Annotated in this window: 16 protein-coding genes and 1 pseudogene; 8 read left to right on the forward strand and 9 right to left on the reverse strand. The window is 59.2% G+C overall.

What is annotated here, in order from left to right; all coding sequences use genetic code 11:
* Positions 1-10: 10 nt before the first annotated feature.
* Entirely contained in the window at positions 11-1078 is a 1068-nt protein-coding gene (locus VJV58_RS09300) for a sn-glycerol-3-phosphate ABC transporter ATP-binding protein UgpC (protein WP_324137050.1), read from the reverse strand.
* Between the two features lie 220 nt (positions 1079-1298).
* Here VJV58_RS09300 and VJV58_RS09305 point away from each other — a divergent pair, with 220 nt between their 5' ends.
* The 5 genes from VJV58_RS09305 to VJV58_RS09325 all read left to right on the forward strand — a co-directional run bounded on the left by VJV58_RS09305 (position 1299) and on the right by VJV58_RS09325 (position 5990).
* Positions 1299-3107, forward strand: coding sequence for an IlvD/Edd family dehydratase (locus tag VJV58_RS09305; RefSeq protein ID WP_324137051.1), 1809 nt, complete (start codon positions 1299-1301; stop codon positions 3105-3107).
* Between the two features lie 102 nt (positions 3108-3209).
* Positions 3210-3944, forward strand: a complete 735-nt coding sequence (locus tag VJV58_RS09310; protein WP_324137052.1) for an SDR family oxidoreductase — start codon at positions 3210-3212, stop codon at positions 3942-3944.
* Positions 3945-3960: 16 nt separating this feature from the next.
* Complete coding sequence (locus VJV58_RS09315) at positions 3961-4707, forward strand: SDR family NAD(P)-dependent oxidoreductase (RefSeq protein WP_324137053.1); 747 nt, start codon at positions 3961-3963, stop codon at positions 4705-4707.
* A gap of 136 nt (positions 4708-4843) precedes the next feature.
* On the forward strand, positions 4844-5524 hold the full coding sequence (locus VJV58_RS09320; RefSeq protein ID WP_324137054.1) for a site-2 protease family protein: 681 nt from the start codon (positions 4844-4846) through the stop codon (positions 5522-5524).
* Positions 5525-5573: 49 nt separating this feature from the next.
* A complete protein-coding gene (locus VJV58_RS09325; RefSeq protein WP_324137064.1) occupies positions 5574-5990 on the forward strand; it encodes a hypothetical protein in 417 nt (138 codons plus the stop codon).
* Between the two features lie 43 nt (positions 5991-6033).
* On the opposite strand, the gene VJV58_RS09330 is transcribed toward VJV58_RS09325, so the two are convergent.
* The 6 genes and pseudogenes from VJV58_RS09330 to VJV58_RS09355 form a co-directional block, all read right to left on the reverse strand.
* Positions 6034-6825, reverse strand: coding sequence for a TonB family protein (locus tag VJV58_RS09330; RefSeq protein ID WP_324137055.1), 792 nt, complete (start codon positions 6823-6825; stop codon positions 6034-6036).
* A 104-nt stretch (positions 6826-6929) separates the two neighbouring features.
* The gene (gene exbD / locus VJV58_RS09335; protein ID WP_324137056.1) at positions 6930-7403 is read right to left on the reverse strand and encodes a TonB system transport protein ExbD; all 474 of its coding nucleotides are present in this window, start codon (positions 7401-7403) and stop codon (positions 6930-6932) included.
* A gap of 4 nt (positions 7404-7407) precedes the next feature.
* Positions 7408-8361, reverse strand: coding sequence for a tonB-system energizer ExbB (exbB, locus tag VJV58_RS09340; protein WP_324137057.1), 954 nt, complete (start codon positions 8359-8361; stop codon positions 7408-7410).
* A pseudogene (locus VJV58_RS22380) lies at positions 8358-8543 on the reverse strand (PKHD-type hydroxylase); the annotation flags it as partial. The gene exbB and the pseudogene VJV58_RS22380, both read right to left, overlap by 4 nt.
* Before the next feature lie 114 nt (positions 8544-8657).
* Positions 8658-10967, reverse strand: coding sequence for a TonB-dependent siderophore receptor (locus tag VJV58_RS09350; RefSeq protein ID WP_324137058.1), 2310 nt, complete (start codon positions 10965-10967; stop codon positions 8658-8660).
* A gap of 570 nt (positions 10968-11537) precedes the next feature.
* A complete protein-coding gene (locus VJV58_RS09355; RefSeq protein ID WP_324137059.1) occupies positions 11538-11996 on the reverse strand; it encodes a MarR family winged helix-turn-helix transcriptional regulator in 459 nt (152 codons plus the stop codon).
* A 151-nt stretch (positions 11997-12147) separates the two neighbouring features.
* On the opposite strand from VJV58_RS09355, the gene VJV58_RS09360 reads away from it, so the two are divergent.
* Genes VJV58_RS09360 through VJV58_RS09370 form a run of 3 tightly spaced genes read left to right on the forward strand, consistent with a single transcriptional unit; the run spans position 12148 to position 17086 of the window.
* Positions 12148-13314: an efflux RND transporter periplasmic adaptor subunit gene (locus VJV58_RS09360; protein ID WP_324137060.1), complete on the forward strand. Its 1167-nt coding sequence runs from the start codon at positions 12148-12150 to the stop codon at positions 13312-13314.
* A gap of 2 nt (positions 13315-13316) precedes the next feature.
* Entirely contained in the window at positions 13317-16463 is a 3147-nt protein-coding gene (locus VJV58_RS09365) for a multidrug efflux RND transporter permease subunit (RefSeq protein WP_324137061.1), read from the forward strand.
* A gap of 56 nt (positions 16464-16519) precedes the next feature.
* Entirely contained in the window at positions 16520-17086 is a 567-nt protein-coding gene (locus VJV58_RS09370; RefSeq protein ID WP_324137062.1) for an invasion associated locus B family protein, read from the forward strand.
* Between the two features lie 50 nt (positions 17087-17136).
* Here the strand turns inward: VJV58_RS09370 and VJV58_RS09375 are convergent, their stop codons facing one another.
* Both VJV58_RS09375 and VJV58_RS09380 read right to left on the reverse strand, forming a co-directional pair.
* Complete coding sequence (locus tag VJV58_RS09375; RefSeq protein WP_324137063.1) at positions 17137-17856, reverse strand: ABC transporter ATP-binding protein; 720 nt, start codon at positions 17854-17856, stop codon at positions 17137-17139.
* Positions 17853-18008 (reverse strand): hypothetical protein, encoded by a 156-nt coding sequence (locus tag VJV58_RS09380; RefSeq protein ID WP_414641456.1) that lies wholly within the window; start codon positions 18006-18008, stop codon positions 17853-17855. Before VJV58_RS09380 ends, VJV58_RS09375 begins: the two co-directional genes overlap by 4 nt.
* Positions 18009-18017: the final 9 nt, after the last annotated feature.

Raw genomic sequence — 18017 nt, forward strand, 5'->3', positions numbered from 1 at the left:
TCATGAGTGCTCAAGAGTTCAGTCGACGTCCGGACGTCTCGTCGAACAGATGCACCAGCGTCGGATTGGGTTTCAGGCGCACCTTGTCGCCCGGATTGAACTGGTGGCGTTCACGGAACACCGCGATGACCTGTTCGCCACCGAGCTTGGCGATGACCTGCGTTTCCGATCCGGTAGGTTCAACGACAACGATCTCGGCTTCCGCGCCATCGTCGGCGATCGTGAAATGCTCAGGACGGATGCCGTAGACGGCGGGCTGACCGTCCGAATTGGCAGGCGCTCTCGTCAGCGGCAGCTTGACGCCGTTCGGGCCCACGAACCCCGGGCTTCCATTGACCGCGAGCTTGCCGTTGAGGAAGTTCATCGCCGGCGAGCCGATGAAACCTGCGACGAACTGGTTATCCGGCTTATCATACAGCTCGAGCGGGGTGCCCATCTGCTCGACAATTCCATCATGCATCACGACGATCTTGTCAGCCATCGTCATGGCTTCGATCTGGTCGTGAGTGACGTACACCGTGGTGGTCTTTAGCCGCTGATGCAATTCCTTGATTTCGGTGCGCATCGCGACGCGCAGCTTCGCATCGAGGTTCGAAAGCGGCTCGTCAAACAGGAACACCTGCGGATCGCGCACGATCGCGCGGCCCATAGCCACCCGTTGTCGCTGTCCGCCCGATAGTTGTCGGGGGTAGCGATCCAGCAAAGGTGTCAGCGCCAGAATCTCGGCCGCGCGCTTCACTCCCTTGCTGATTTCCCCGGCACTTGCGCCGCGAAGCTTTAATGAAAACCCCATATTGTCCGCGACCGTCATGTGCGGATAAAGCGCGTAATTCTGGAACACCATCGCGATGTCCCGCTCCTTGGGCTGGACATTGTTGACGACGCGCTCGCCAATCGAGATCGTGCCCGAGGTGATGTTTTCGAGCCCGGCGAGCATCCGCAACAGGGTCGATTTGCCGCAGCCAGACGGTCCGACCAGGACGACGAATGCGCCATCCTCGATCGGGATCGACACGCCGTGCAGAACTTCAAAGCCCCCAAACGATTTCCGCACGTCGCGAATCTGCACCGACGACATACTCATCCCTCCCCGGTTAACTGAGCCTCAGCGGTGGAAGCCGCCATCGTCCTTTTATTGTCGGGCGTCTTACCAGACTTTTTTGTCGATGTCGTTGGATCAAAGTCGTAGGGTGTTACCGTTCCCGTGAACATTGCAGAGGGGACATTGACATGCAAACATCCGGCGCCAATGCGAAGGTTTCGCACAAAAACAAGGCATGTGCGCTGCGGGAGAAACAATGAACAAGCCGCTTACCGGCGTCACCAGGCGCAAGCTTCGATCCAGCGAATGGTTCAACAACCCACATAACCCCGGGATGACCGCGCTCTACCTGGAGCGGTATCTCAATTACGGTCTCACGCGCCAGGAACTCCAGTCCGGCAAACCGATCATCGGTATCGCGCAGACCGGCAGTGATCTTTCGCCGTGCAATCGGCATCATCTTGAACTGGCCCATCGGGTGCGGGAGGGAATCCGCGCCGCCGGCGGCATCGCGATGGAATTTCCGATGCACCCGATCCAGGAGACCGGAAAGCGCCCGACTGCGGCGCTCGATCGCAACCTCGCATATCTCGGCCTGGTCGAAATTCTGTTCGGCTATCCGCTGGACGGAGTCGTTCTTACCACCGGCTGCGACAAGACCACCCCCGCCTGTTTGATGGCGGCGGCAACCGTCAACATGCCGGCCATTGTGTTGTCAGGGGGACCGATGCTGAACGGCTGGTTCAACGGCGAACGCAGCGGCTCCGGAACCGTGGTCTGGAAAGCGCGCGAGCGGCTGGCCGCCGGCGAGATCGATTACGAGGAGTTCATGAATATCGTCGCCTCCTCGGCGCCATCGGTCGGCCACTGCAACACCATGGGGACCGCCTCGACCATGAACTCGCTGGCCGAGGCTTTGGGCATGTCGCTGCCGGGCTGCGCCGCCATTCCTGAGCCTTATCGCGAGCGCGGCCAGATCGCCTGTGAGACTGGCACGCGCATTGTCGGGATGGTGTGGGAGGATCTGAAAGCTTCCGACATCCTGACGCGAAAGGCTTTCGAAAACTGCATCGTCGTCAATTCCGCGATCGGCGGCTCAACCAATGCGCCCATCCATATCAACGCACTTGCGCGCCATATCGGCGTGGAGCTTTCAATCGACGATTGGCAGAAATTCGGCCACGACATTCCCCTGCTCGTGAACATGCAGCCCGCCGGATTCTACCTCGGCGAGGAATATCATCGCGCCGGCGGCGTACCGGCGGTAGTCGGTGAGTTAATCCGGCACAAGCGCATCCATGAAGATGCAATGACTGTCAACGGCCACACCATGGGCGACAACTGCCGCAATGCGCCGAAGCCCGATGGCGATGTGATCTGGAGCTACGATAAACCGCTGGTCAAGGACGCGGGCTTCCTTGTTCTGCGCGGCAACCTCTTTGATTCCGCGATCATGAAGACCAGCGTGATCTCGAAGGAATTTCGCGACCGATATCTCATCAATCCCAAAGATCCCAATGCATTCGAGGGGCGCGCGATCGTATTCGAGGGACCGGAGGACTATCACGCGCGGATCGACGATCCCGCGTTAAAAATTGACGAACATTGCATCCTGTTCGTGCGCGGCACCGGACCGATCGGCTATCCCGGCGGCGCGGAAGTCGTGAACATGCAGCCTCCCGCAGCCCTCATCAAACGCGGCATCCTCTCATTGCCCTGCATCGGCGATGGCCGCCAGTCCGGCACGTCAGGTTCGCCGTCGATCCTGAACGCCACGCCGGAAGCCGCTGCAGACGGTGGCCTCGCTATCCTCAGGACCGGCGACAAGGTGCGCATCGACCTGAACAAGGGCAGCGCAAACATCCTCATATCAGACGAGGAATTGAAGAAGCGCCGCGCGGACCTGAAGGCCAAGGGCGGCTATCCGCATCCAGCCAATCAGACGCCATGGCAGGAGCTCTACCGTTCGACGGTCGGCCAACACGCCACCGGAGCCTGCATGGAGTTCGCCACCCGTTATCACGACATCGCCGGCAAGGTCGGCGTGGCGAGAGATAATCATTAGCACTCGAGGACTCCGCCTGTGATCGCAAGGGCATTCGCACGATCCGTTGGATTGTCGCGCTGACCTGACAACAATTCGAAATCGAAATATGGGGAGCTATCAATGGCAGACCGCCTCAAGGGCAAGCGCGCATTCGTGACAGCGGGCGCGGCGGGCATCGGGCGCGCATGCGCCATCGCGTTTGCCCGTGAAGGGGCTTCGGTCTTCGCAACCGACATCGATGAGAAAGGTCTCGCGTCACTGCACAAGGAGGGCGTATCGGAAGTAGCCCGGCTTGATGTCCGGGACACAGGGGCCGTCGCCGCGCTTGCCAAACGGACCGGCAACATCGACATCCTGCTCAACGCGGCCGGCTTCGTGCATCACGGCACGGTGCTTGACTGCTCCGACGAAGACTGGGATTTTTCGTTCGACGTCAACGTGAAATCGATGCACCGGACGCTCAGGGCGTTTCTGCCAGGAATGCTGGAAGCCGGACGCGGCTCGATCGTCAACATCTCCTCTGCCGCCGGCGTCTTTAAGGCTGCGCCGAACCGTTATGTGTACGGCGCCACCAAAGCTGCAGTGGCGGCTCTGACCCGCGCGGTCGCGGTAGATTTCATCACCAGGGGCATTCGCTGCAATTGTATCTGCCCAGGGACAATCGAAACACCATCCATGCTGAACCGAGCCGCCGCGGCGGGTCCGCAGGGGCGCGAGATGTTCGTGAGCCGCCAGCCGATGGGACGGCTCGGCACGGCTGAGGAAATAGCATCCCTTGCGGTTTATCTCGCCAGCGACGAGAGCGCGTTCACAACCGGCGTCGCGCACATCATCGACGGCGGCTGGACACTTTGACCAAAGGAATAGTGAAATGAACAAGATCGATCTGAACGGCCGCACTGCTGTGGTCACCGGCGGTGCGCAGGGTTTTGGGCGAGCGATCACGGAACGTTTCGTCGCCTCCGGCGCCAAAGTCGCGATCTGGGATCATGACCAGCCGTTGGCCGAGAAGACCGCGAAGGAGATCGGCGCAGCAGTCAGCGTGTTCAAGGTAGACGTCTCAGATCTCGCTGGCGTCGAAAGGACTCGAGACGCGACGCTCAAAGCCCTCGGCAGCATCCATATTCTCGTGAACAATGCAGGCATCGCCGGAGTGAACAAGACCGTATGGGAAACCGACCTCGATGAATGGCGCAAAGTCATGCGCATCAATCTCGACGGACCGTTCATCTGCTGCAAGGCGATCGTGCCTTTGATGGTCAAGCAGAACTATGGGCGTATCGTCAACATCGCCTCGATCGCCGGCAAGGAAGGCAACGCCAACGCCGCTCATTATTCCGCCTCCAAGGCCGGTCTGATTGCCCTGACTAAATCACTCGGCAAGGAGCTCGCGAATTACGAAATCTCGGTCAATGCGGTGACCCCGGCGGCGGCAAAAACTGCCATCTTTGAGCAGCTCACTCAGCAGCATATCGATTTTATGCTTTCAAAGATTCCGAAAGGGCGCTTCGTTCTCGTCGAAGAACTCGCGGCAATGGTGGCGTGGCTGGCCTCGGAAGATTGCGCGTTCTCCACCGGTGCGGTGTTCGACATTTCCGGTGGCCGCGCGACGTACTGAAATTTGCCCATGGCCCAGCGGCGCGCATGCGCCGCTGGGTATTTTGCACCACGTTGCCGCAATATCCGGGAGCCATCCCTGTTCAACTCGAGTCCGTGCTAGCTTCACGCGATTCTTTGAACCGACCAGGACACCAGTGAACATCACCCTGTACGACCTCTCAGTTTGGGTATTGCCGCTCATCATCGCCATCACTTTCCACGAAGCCGCCCACGGCTTCGTCGCGCACGCGTTCGGTGACAACACGGCCTGGCAACTCGGTAGGGTCACTTTCAACCCGCTCAAGCATATCGATCCATTCGGCACGGTGCTGTTGCCGGCAATGCTGCTGCTCTCCCATTCGCCATTTTTGTTCGGGTACGCCAAACCGGTGCCAGTGAACTTTCGGGCGCTTCGCAACCCCCGCATCGGCATGGTTCTGGTGGCGCTTGCCGGGCCCGCCACCAACATCGTGCTCGCGCTGCTGGCGGCTGCGGCATTTCATCTCCTGAGTTCCGTGCCCCCAAATGCCGCGCAGTGGGCCGCCGAGAACCTCAAAAACGCGCTCCTCATCAACGTCGTGCTGGCAATCTTCAACATGTTGCCCATCCCGCCACTAGATGGCGGACGGGTGGCAGTTGGCCTGCTGCCACGCATGCTAGCAGTCCCGCTTTCCCGGCTTGAGCCCTTTGGCATGCTGATCCTGATCGGAATTCTGATCCTTCTTCCCCTCACCGGTTCGCAGTTCGGTCTAAATCTTGATGTTATTTCGGCCATACTGCGGAGCTTGACCGGTTACGTGATCCAATTCCTGCTGGTGGTTACCGGCAACGCATAGGCTGAAACAGGCAAAATGGGCTGAGGCGATCTTGATCAGAGCTGCGGACATGTTGATTGCAAGACGCGCCGACACCAGGGCCAGGGCCGATCTCGCAACCTGGAAGATGATGGCAAAACTTAACGGCGCCTCGGCGCTGCCCCACGAGGCGCAAGTCTTTCTGGAGAGTTATAAGGCACTCTTGACGCAGAAGTCTGACGCTGATGCCACCGAGGCCACCATCAAAGTCATGTACAAGGCATATTATGGAGAGATGGGCGGAGCCGGCGATCCGCCCGAACTGCCCGCCCAGTCGAGTCGTCCGGTGAAGGACAATGTCACCGCTTTCAAACGTCCGTCGGGGCAGCGTAGATCCGTCCAGCAGAACCCCGCCCAGCCTTCGCATACAAAGCCCCGCATGCCAGTGGCACTGATATTTGCCTGTCTGGTCGTGGTTTATGTCGGGATCCGATATTTTTGGCCGTAAAGTGCGGCCCACGCGGTCGCGGTGGTTCGGCAACGACCCCGAACTAGCTCCGCCCCTTGACCCGGAAGATGACCGGCAGGGTAAAGCTGAGCCCCTCGTCCGCAATCAGAGGTGGCGGGGGCGGCACCGGGTCGGAGCGCTTGACCATGGCGAGCGCGGCCTCGTCGAACGCGGTGTCGCCAGATCCCTTCTCGATGCTGGTCGAGAGCACGTGGCCCATCCGATCCAACGTAAATCGCACGTAAATCTGGGCGGACTTTTGCGAGCGCTCATGCGGGTAGCGCTTGTGCTTGTCGAGATGCGCAAGCAGTTGCTTTTGCCAGGTCGCACGAACGCGCCGCGCAGTCTCTCCGGTACCTTGCGCCGGCGCAACCGAATGCGAAGATTCGGGAATCGCTTCGGAGCTCGGTGTGGCCATTGCTTCTGCCGCTACCGACTCATTTGAAGCCGATGTCTGCACGGCCGCTACTTTTGCCTCCTCCTCTTTCGGCTTTTCCGACTCGTTCTGGGTTACCACCCGATCGGCGTTATCGGCTTCCGTCGGTGTGTCCTTTGGCAGGTCGGTTTCCTTGATCTCGGCCTTCTGCTCGGCCATCTGCGGCGAAGCTACCGACGCATCCGTATCAGGACCCGGCGGCAGATCAGTCGCCTCACGATGGACGGCGGCCAGTTCAAGGCCGATCTCAATCGCGGGCGCGCCCAAGGGATCATCGGGGTCATCAATATGCAGATGCGCGACCGCAAGCGCGGCGCCGCCGAGATGCAGCGCGAGCGCAGCGACGCCCGCAAAAATCCAGAGCCGCCGCGACGGCCTTTGTTCGTCGAAATCAGACATCAATCATCGGCCGTCCATAGCCCATCAACGAGCCAAAATAGCGCTCAACGTGAAGTAACCACGTCAGAAAAAATTGCTGGAATTTTGATCGCACCGATCATCTTCTAAAACTTCGAATTTGCCGGCGCCGCCTGTGAGCCGGCCGAGTCCGGCGCGCCCTCCAGCGCCACCAGCTTGATCTTCGAATAACCGCCCGCACGGAGAATTTCGAGCACGTCCATTAGCTCGCCATACGGAACGGCGCGGTCGGCGCGCAGGAAAATGTAGCGATCCTTGCCAGCATCCGGCATGGAGTCGAGCGTGCGGACAAGATCAACCCGCTTGACCAGATCTTCGCCGATCGCCACCGCCAGGTCGGGCTTGATGCTGACATAAGTCGGCTTGTCCGGCTTCTTCTGCGGGATCGCCGTCGAGGTCGGCAGGTCAATCGGAAGATCGACTGTCGACAGCGGCGCTGCCACCATAAAGATGATCAGGAGCACCAGGATGACGTCGATGAACGGCGTGACATTGATCTCGTGCGATTCTTCGAAATCGCTGTCGTCGTCGAGGTCGGTACCGGTGATCGATGCGCCCATACCCCTACTCCGCCGCGCGCGAGTGCGAGCCACCATGGGTGCGATCGAGATCGCGCGACAACAGCCGTCCCGCGGCGCCCGAGGCGCGGTTGACCAGTTCGAGATAGGTTCTAGTCACCCGCGAGAAGTGATTGTAGATAATGACCGCCGGGATCGCGGCGACCAGACCGATCGCGGTCGCGAGCAGGGCCTCGGCGATGCCAGGTGCCACCACGGCAAGATTCGTGGTCTGCGACTTGGAGATACCGATAAAGCTGTTCATGATGCCCCAGACGGTGCCGAACAGCCCGACGAAGGGTGACGTGGCACCGATCGTCGCCAGCAGCCCCATGCCGAGCCGGATGCGCCGTGCCTCGGCGCGCACGATCTCGGCAAAGCTGGAGGCAGCGCGCTCCTTGATGCCGGCATCGCTGGAAATCCCCGCCGAGAGTCGCCCCTCGCGCATTGCAGCCGCAAGCAGAGATGCGAGCACGCATTCCTTGGCGCCCAACGCGAATTGGGCTTCGGCCAGCGAGCGCGCGCCGCTGATCTTGGCAAGTGCCGCGCTGAGTTTGCGCCTGATCAATGTGAGTTCGATCATCTTGGCGATAAAAATCGTCCACGTCACCAGGGACGCGAAGGCCAGACCGATCATCACAGCCTTGACGATCACGTCAGCCGACAGGAACATCGACCAGGGCGATAGCTCGCGCAGGCCGCCGGTCGTCGTCGGTTTCAACAATTTGCTTTCACTCTCAGCAGGCGCCGCGGCCGCATCCGGCGTTGCTAATGCCGCAGCGCCCGGCACGGGTGCCGGTGGTGTTGCTTGGACCGGTGCAGCCGGCGATGGTGCTTGCTGAACCGCGGGCGCAGGTTGCCCGCCCGATCCGGCCTTCTGCTGGGCCAGCAACGGGGTAGACAACGACAGCATCGCCACGCCGATCACAGCTACAGTCGCGCGCAAATGTGAGAGGTTCATGGTTGGGCCCAGTGGCTGATAAGGTTTACTAAATACCGCTCAATTTGACCGTTTCAGGGACCAATTCGGCCAAGCCGCTCCATCAGGGCCTTAATAGCGATATCGAGGTCGAAGATCATGCTGCACGCGTCGACATCTCGTACCATGCTCCGCTGAGCGAAAAAAGGACGCAACCCGCGACTCGCGCATCCCCCGCGTCACGAAACAGTGTCTCGCGCGACCGCATGGGGATCGAATTGCTGCGGGTTCTGCAGCAACGTGGTTGTGCATTATTCCCCCCTACCTGCGGCACCGGTCTAGAATATTGCCTTAGCCAATAACCGAAACGTGCGACCCTGGCCGGGCGAAATGTTATTGTTGCCATCGGCTGACGACCAATAACCCGCGTTGAAAATATTCTCGACGTTGAGCTGAGCCTTCCACGTCTCGTTGATTTTCAGATAGAGCGCGGCATCGACGCGAACAAACCCGGGCAGCTTTACGAAGTCGTCGGAGGCCGCGTAAGAATCCGAAAAGTAGACTACCCCGAGTCCGGCGCCCCACATCGGATCAATCTGGTATTTATTCCATAGCGATAGCTGATTGAATGGCACGAGCTGCACCCGGTTGCCCTTCAGGATCGTCGGCGGGGGTGGATTAGCTGCGGTGGAGGAATTGGTCTGGCTGCCAATGCGCGCATCCGTGTAGGCATAGCCGAGCGTTGCCTGCCAATTGTCGGTAACATAACCGGTCAGGGCCGTCTCAAAGCCTTTGATGATGTTCAAGCCACTGATGGCAAACAATCCGCCGCCGATCGCGAGCGGGACGTTGGTGCGGTTCAACTCATAAATCGCAGCCGTATACTGCAATCGCGGAAATATATTCCACTTAACGCCGACCTCGGTGTTTTCGAATTTTTGCGGCGGGAGCAACGCCGAGCCGGTGTTCAGGGCGCTAAACTGATCCCCGGATGACGGCAGATACGAGACACTGTAGGCACCATAGACTGAAAGATTGTCGATCGGCTTCACGATCACAGCCGCACGCGGCGACACCTTATCGTCTGTCCGCACGCGAAAGATATTCGTGTTCTCATCGGTTGCGCCGAAATCGAAGCGGTCGAAACGCGCACCCGCGATCAATTGAAGCCAACGCGTGACCTCGACCTGGTCCTGCACATAGGCCGATTCGATGTTGAGGCGATATTTGCTGTTCGAGTCTACCGCTGTTACGCCGTCCGAGTTCACGGCCGTTGGATGATGGATGAAATTGATCGTTCCGAAGTACGTCGGATTGAATGGATCGCCCGGCGCCACGTTTTTTCCGGTGCTCGCAAAGATTCCGGTGTTGCGCAGATCGATTCCAGTCTGCCGGCCGAATTCCGTTCCGAACGCTATAGTGTGACGAATTGGACCGGTTATCGTCTTGTAGATGAAATCGGTCTGATTGAATGCGTTTTCGCGGTTGGTAGTATGGTTGTAAGCGCTATAATTCAAGCCGCCGTTGGCCGCGACCGAGCTGCCCGGATAGACGTTCTGGTAGGCGCGGTTAAAATCCGCATACATCGACGAATTCTTGACCGTCAATCCGTTACCAAAATCGTGTTCGACTACCGCCATACCCGTTTGAACATCTGCATAGGTATTGTTGTAGATCGGGCTGCCGAAAAATGCCGACAGATTGCCATTCGGCGCAAAAGGCGAAGTCGGATTGAAACGCGTTCCCGTGCCGATCGACGGGTTGCCGCGATCGGCAACTTCCCGGTCGTGGTAATATTCGTAGCTCAGTTTGACCTTGGTATCGTCGTCCGGCTTTAGCGTGACCGTCGGATTGAAGCCGTAGCGCTCAAGATGTCCGAAATCGCGGAACGTATCGCTTCCTTCGTAAAACGCATTCACCCGGACCGCGAGGTTTTCGTTCACCGCCTGGCCGGCATCGAGCGTGACTCGCCTGTCACCGTAAGAGCCAGTTTGCGCGGTCGCGGTATAAGTCCGCGTCCCATCCGCTTCCTTAAGGGTGCGGTTGACCACGCCCCCGCCTGCTCCGCGCCCGAACACGACCGCGCTCGGGCCTTTCAAGAGTTCGATGCTCTGCGTGTTGTAGATATCCCGGTAGTATTGAACGTCATCGCGGAAACCGTTGACAAAGAAGTTCGCGCTGGAGTCGACGCCGCGAATGACGAGTTCGTCGCGGTTGCCTTCGCCCTGATGCACGGCCACGCCCGGAACGTAACGTGACAATTCGGTGATGCTGTGGGTGCTTTGGTCTTCAATGAACTCCATGGTCAGAATAGCGGCGGACTGCGGAACGTTGACCAGCGGCGTATTGGTCTTGGTCGCGACCGACGTACTGTCGGCATAATAGCCGACGGTCCCGGTTCTTGCGTCCTGCGATAGCGCGAAAGCTTTTGGCGCTGCGGTTTGCTCGGCCTGCCGCGCCGCCTGCGACCGGCGCTGCTGACCGGCGGCGCGATCGGCGCGTCGATCGGGTGTATTGGCGCGGCGCTTCGGCTCGGGTGCTGTGATTTCGATTTGCGGAAGTTGCGACACCGCTTGCGGCTGCGGCGCTCCTGCGGTTTGGGCATGGGCCGAGACGGAGCTCATTAGGGCAAGCGTGGTATAGCTCATTGAAAACAAGCTTGCCTTGGGGCAGCGGAGCGCATGGGACTTTAGGCCGGCTTTATTTCTGGCTTTTTTTTCGACCGAATTGCCCGTCGCGATTGAACGCGACGCTTTCGGTTCTTTTGCTTGATCCATTCCGCGCGCGCCTCAAACCAGATTCCAAATCGCTCGTCGCAACTGATTTGCAACGAGCGATGAGCCCGTTGCTATCGAGCGAAGAAATTTGGGTCAATGTGATTGGGACCTGATGATCTTTGAATCCATCCAGATCAAAACGATTCCAAATACGCAGATTGAAGTGGTTCTAAAGTATGGTTTGACGCGTTCTAAACTGAAGCCAGGAAATCCGAGTAAGCGGCGCGTTTCATTTCACCGGAATACGCTTCAATCGGTGCGGTGCGGTTTTCGCAAGCGGAGCAAGTCATGAACGATTTGTGGTGCGCCGGACGCGATCGGAAGCACTGATGGCGCTCTCGATTAGTTGCTCGCTGTGCGAACGCCTGATCTGGCGCGCTTAGATTTGGGCGGAGGTGTCGGCGATGATCGGGCCGCGGGAGCCATCAAGCTGCAGGCGCATCATTTTGCCGCCACGCCATGGGTGTCGGCGATTCCCTTGATCCGCTCTTTTATATGTCTCAACGCGTCGAGCGTCGTTTCAAGTGGCTCGGTCGTGAGGTCCTGCAGCACATCGGTCGAAATGGCGTCGCGCAAATCATCGAGATCATCCACAAGCTGACGGCCGGCCGCTGTTAGGAAGAGCCGGTTAGCGCGGCGATCCCTTGGATCGTGGCACCGCTCGAGCAGTCCTTGCTCGACCAGACGATCCAGCAGGCGCACTAGCGAGATCGGCTGCAGTTCAAGCACGTCGGCCAGGTCGACCTGAGACAATCCTTCCTGCTGCCGCAATCGGAACAGCACGATCCATTGCGCGCGCGTGGTACCGCGGCTCTTTGCGCGATGGTCGATGTAGTTGCGCAACAAACGCGAGGTCTCGATAAGTTGTGCAACAACTTGTCGCTTAAGGTCTAGAGACATGGGTTGTTAGGCCTTCCAAAGCTTTCCAATTATTTAGGATTCTCAAATAATGGTGTGTTTGCGCATTAATTGCACGCGTATTATATAGTAGCTAGGGCGGAACTGTTTCCAAGAGCGATTACTTCTTATTTTTTTGCCTCGAGAGCCCAAGATGAAGACCTTGCGGACCATTGTTTGGGTTCTCCTGATCTCAGCCGTCGCGGCGTTGGGCTACTTCGGCTGGCAACGATTGGCCTCGCGATCACCGCATATTGCTGCGCAGAAGGGATCCGGGGCGGCGCGAATTAACGCCGTTCCGGTTACGATCTCACCTGTCCGAAAGGCTGATTTCCCGGTCTATTTGACCGGGCTCGGCACCGTTCAGGGGTTCAACACGGTTCTGGTGCGCACCAGGGTCGATGGTCAGATCGACAAGATCACCTTCAAGGAAGGTCAATTGGTGAAACAGGGCGACCTGCTCGCCGAGATCGATCCCCGGCCATTCCAGGCCGCGCTCAACCAGGCCAAGGCGAAGAAAGCGCAGGATGAGGCCAATCTGGCCAATGCCAATCTCGATCTGCAGCGTTACACAAAACTTGGCGAATTCGCGACGCGGCAGCAGACCGACACTCAGCGTTCCACCGTTGCGCAACTAACCGCACAGATCGAAGCGGACGATGCAGCTATTTTCAATGCTCAGACCCAGCTGGACTACACCCAAGTCAAGTCACCGATCTCGGGGGTAGCCGGTCTGCGCCAGGTCGACGTCGGCAACATTGTAAACGCTTCGACCCAGACCGGCATCGTCACGATCGCGCAGATCGAGCCTATCGCGGTGATCTTCACCGCACCGGAGGAGCAATTACCCTACATCAATGAGGCGCAATCGACCCAGCCGCTCAAGGTGATCGCGATCACGACCGATGGCAAAAAGCCGCTGGCGGAAGGAACCCTGGCGGTCGTGAACAATCAGGTCGACACCTCCAGCGGGACTATCCGGCTGAAAGCGGTGTTTGATAATAAGGATCACGCGCTATGGCCCGGCCAGTCGGTCTCAACGCGCTTACTCGTGAAGACGCTCAAGGATGCCACGGTCGCTCCAGATGATGCTATACAGCACAGCACCGACGGACTGTATGCTTACGTCGTCAATCAGGAGAACAAGGCTGAACTGCGGAAGGTCAAGGTCAGTCAATCCATCGACGGACAGTCGGTAGTTGATAGCGGTCTTTCGCCGGGAGACCAGGTGATCACCGCCGGTCAGTTCAAGGTACAGCCGGGTACGACGGTGACCACGAAGGTGGCAAATTCCCAGGCAGATACGGCCAAAGCCGAATAGCCATGAACGAAAGCGTCTCATCACCGTTCATTCGCTACCCGATCGCAACTTCGTTGCTGATGGCGGGCATTCTGTTCATCGGCCTGGTTTCGTACCCTCTCCTGCCGGTGGCGCCGCTGCCGCAAGTGGATTTTCCGACTATCCAGGTTTCCGCCAACCTGCCTGGCGCTAGTCCGGAGACGATGGCCTCGTCGGTTGCGCAACCGCTGGAACGGCAATTCGCCCAAATCCCGGGCGTTGCTCAGATGACATCGACTAGTTCTCTCGGTTCGGCCGCCGTGACGATTCAGTTCGATCTAAACCGCAGTATCGACGGCGCGGCGAATGACGTGCAGGCAGCAATCAACGCCGCAGGCGGTCAACTGCCCAAGAACCTGCCGAACCCTCCGACTTACCGCAAAGTCAATCCGGCGGACTCGCCGATCCTGCTGCTTTCGGCGACTTCCGACACGTTACCCCTGACGGAGGTGAGCAACGACACGGACGCACACCTCGCGCAACAGATCAGCCAGATCTCCGGTGTCGCCCAGGTGTTCATCGGCGGACAACAGAAGCCCGCTATCCGAATCCAGATCGATCCGGCGAAGCTTGTTGCCAAGGGACTCTCGCTGGAGGACGTGCGAAGCCAGATCGCAATCACGACTGTCGACAGCCCGAAGGGAAGCATTGACGGCGCCACGCGCAGCTACACGATCTACGCCAACGATCAGCTGACCGCGTCGAAGGACTGGAACGATGTCATCATCGCCTATCGCAACGGCGGCCCGTTGCGCATCCGGGACATTGGTCAGGCCGTCTCTGGACCTGAAGACAACAAGCAGGCGGCGTGGGCGAACGGTAAACGCGGCGTTTTCCTTGTCATCTTCAAGCAGCCCGGCGCCAATGTCATCGAGACCGTCGACAAGATAAAGGCGGAATTGCCGCGCCTCGTGGCGGCCATTCCACCAGCCATCCATATCAACATCATCAGCGATCGAACTACAACCATTCGTGCGGCTGTCGAAGACGTGCAATTCACGCTGCTGGTGACCATCGCCCTGGTCGTCATGGTGATCTTCATTTTCCTGCGCAGCTTCTGGGCGACGGTCATTCCGACCGTGACCGTGCCGCTCGCTCTGCTGGGCGCGTGCTCGCTGATGTGGGTGTTTGGTTACACGCTCGACAATTTATCGCTTATGGCGCTGACCATCGCCGTCGGCTTCGTGGTGGACGATGCGATCGTGATGCTAGAAAACATCACGCGCTATGTGGAGGAGGGAGAGAAACCGCTTGCCGCTGCGTTCAAGGGTGCCAGTGAAATCGGTTTTACGATTATATCGATCAGCATTTCTCTGGTCGCGGTGCTCATCCCGCTACTTCTGATGGGCGGCATCATCGGCCGCCTGTTCCGGGAATTCGCGGTGACGCTGGCGATGACCATCTTCGTCTCGATGGCCGTGTCGCTGACGCTGACACCGATGATGGCATCTCGTTTCCTGCGCGCCCGAGGCGAAACCAAGCACGGCCGCTTCTACCAATGGAGCGAGCGTGCCTTTGAAAGGATGCTTCATGGCTATGAGCGCGGTCTCGACCGCGCCTTACGGTGGAGCAAGACAACACTGCTGATCTTCTTCGCGACCCTCGCCTTGTCGGTTTATTTGTTCGTGATCATTCCGAAAGGATTTTTCCCTCAGCAGGATAACGGACTGATCACCGCTGCATCCGAAGCGGCGCAGGACATTTCATTCGCTGACATGAAGCGACATCAGGAGGAACTCGGAGCGATCGTTCAGGCCGATCCTGCTGTTGCCAGTATCGCCATGTTCATCGGCGGCGGCGGCAGCGCGCTTAACACCGGTCGTATGTACATTACCTTAAAGCCCCGCAGCGAACGGGATGCCAGCGCGCAGCAGGTGATCGCGAGGCTTCGGCCGCAATTCGAAAAGGTGCAGGGCGCGCGATTATTCATGCAAGCCGCTCAGGACGTTCGCCTCGGCGGGCGACCTACACGCACGCAGTTTGAGTTCACCCTGCAGGACGCCAATCTCGGCGAACTGAATGAGTGGGCGCCGAAAATTCTGGAGAAGATGAAAACCTTGCCCGAACTGCGGGACGTCGCGACCGACCAGCAGACCTCGGGGACGACGCTGACACTGACGATCGATCGCGATTCGGCTTCGCGCTTCGGAATCCAGCCTCAGCTGATCGACGACACCCTTTACGATGCTTTTGGTCAGCGGCAGGTCGCGCAGTATTTCACCCAGCTAAACAGCTATCACGTGATCCTGGAAATCCTGCCGGAACTTCAAGGCAAGCTAGACACCCTGAACAAGCTCTACGTTAAATCGCCAACCACAGGCGACCAGGTGCCGCTGTCCGCGTTCGCGAAATGGACCACCGTCCCGGTCCGACCACTTTCGATCAGCCACCAGGGCCAATTCCCGGCGATTACCATCAGCTTTAATCTCGGGCAGGGCGTGGCACTGGGGCAGGCTACGCAGGCGGTGCAGAAGGCGATGGTCGAACTTGGCGCCCCCGGCACGCTCAGCTCGAGTTTCCAGGGCACCGCGCAGGCATTTCAGCAATCGCTCGGCACCGTCCCGCTGCTGATCATGGCGGCGCTGGTCGTGGTGTATTTGATCCTCGGCATTCTCTACGAGAGCTACATCCACCCTCTCACAATTCTTTCGACGTTGCCATCGGCCGGCGTCGGCGCGCTCGCGATCCTGATGGCGTTCGGCTACGACTTCAGCCTGATCGCGCTGATCGGCATGATCCTGCTGATCGGCATCGTGAAGAAGAACGGCATCATGATGGTTGATTTTGCGATCACGGCCGAGCGCGACGAACATCTGTCGCCCGAGCAATCGATCCGAAAAGCCGCCCTGCTCCGGTTTCGTCCCATCATGATGACGACCATGGCAGCGTTGTTGGGCGGAGTACCGTTGATGCTGGGGACCGGCACCGGATCGGAAATCCGCCAGCCGCTCGGTTATGCGATGGTCGGCGGCCTGATCGTCAGCCAGGCACTGACGCTCTTCACCACTCCGGTGGTGTATCTCTATCTCGATCGGCTCTCGAATTGGTTTGCGGGTCGGGGACGATCAGGCAGTGCTGATCAGGATGTGTCCGCCGATCAAGCCGGGTCCATCAAGCAAGCCGCGGAGTGACTTGACTTTGCCGGCGTGCCGGCACATTGGGAGGCCCTTCTTTTCGGAGCCACTCAGTGAAGACGCCCGTCACGCTCGCAATTATTGTCGCAGTCGCTGCTCTGGCATCCGGTCCAAGCTTCGCACAGTCGTCCAAATCCAGTGCCTCGCCTCGCGGTGTGCAAAACAATCCCCTGTCCACAGAGCCTCGCGCAGATAACGCTAATCCCGCGCCTCAGCCCGGCTGGGCCGCTCGGTGCAGCAGCGTAAGCCGCGCAGCTCCGCTGGAATGCGCGATCGAGCAGACGGCCGTACTTAGCAAGACCGGGCAGCTGCTGGTGTTGATCAATATTCGCGTGCCGAGCGACACTCATGCACCGGTTGCACTGGTCCAATTGCCACTCGGACTCAATCTTCCCGGTGGCGCCAAGCTTCAGGTCGATGATGGGAAAATTATCGACGCCCAGATCCAGACCTGTGAGGCGAGAGGCTGCTATGCTAGCGTCGCGATCGCTCCCGATCTGTTGGCTGCGCTGAGATCGGGTAAGCAATTGAAGGTTTCGTTTCAAAACCTCGGCAAGGAAACCATCACGATTCCGATGCCGCTCGCGGACTACGCCGCCGCTTACGACAAGATCAAGTAACGGCGCGGTCACCTCGGTCCGGAGACGCGCAAGCCTTGAGCGCCGTCGTGTCAGGCGGTTCCCAAATAGGCGCGCTGGACCTGAGGATCGTGGGCTAGCTCCGCAGCAGTGCCGGACAACACGCTTTTGCCGACCTGTAGCACGGTGGCGAAGTCCGACACTTCCAGCGCCAGTTCGATCGATTGTTCGGCAATCAGGATGGTCAGCCCTTCCTTATGCAGCCGGCCGAAGGTCTCATACATGGATTCTACCACGGCTGGCGCCAAGCCCAGCGACGGCTCGTCCAGCATCAGCAGCTTGGGATCGCTCATCAACGCCCGTCCAACCGCCAGCATCTGCCGTTCGCCACCTGACATCGTGCCCGCACGCTGACTGCGTCGTTCCGAGAGCCTCGGGAAGATGTCGTAGACGCGAGCGAGCAGCTCGGCGGCCCGGCCCTTGTCGCGCAGCGGAGTTGCTCCGAGCAGCAGGTTGTTCTCGACGCTTTGCTGCACAAACAGACGCCAGCCTTCCGGCGACAACGCCAAACCTTTGCGCACAATCGAAAATGCACTCTCGCCACCGATGTCGCCGCCCCGAAAGGCGATGGAGCCGGAGTGCATCGGAATCAGACCCGCGATCGCGTTGAGCGTAGTGGTCTTGCCTCCGCCATTCGAACCGAGAAGTGCCACCACGCTGCCCTCGGGCACTTCAAGCGAGACGTCGGATACGCCGATCAGGTCGCCATAGCGAACTTCAAGATGCTCGATTTTGAGCAGGGGCGCGCTCATTCCGGAGGGCCGCCCATTAGATCGATCGGTGTATGGCCCGCCGCCGCCTTTGCGGCACGTTTGCCCAAATAGGCTTCGATGACGGCTGGATTGCCGGTTACTTCACGCGGGCTTCCGCGCGCGATCTCGCGACCCTGGTGAAACACCACCACGCGGGTGGC

Origin of the sequence: Bradyrhizobium sp. (assembly GCF_035273305.1) — a bacterium.
In the GTDB taxonomy this organism is placed as follows: domain Bacteria; phylum Pseudomonadota; class Alphaproteobacteria; order Rhizobiales; family Xanthobacteraceae; genus Bradyrhizobium.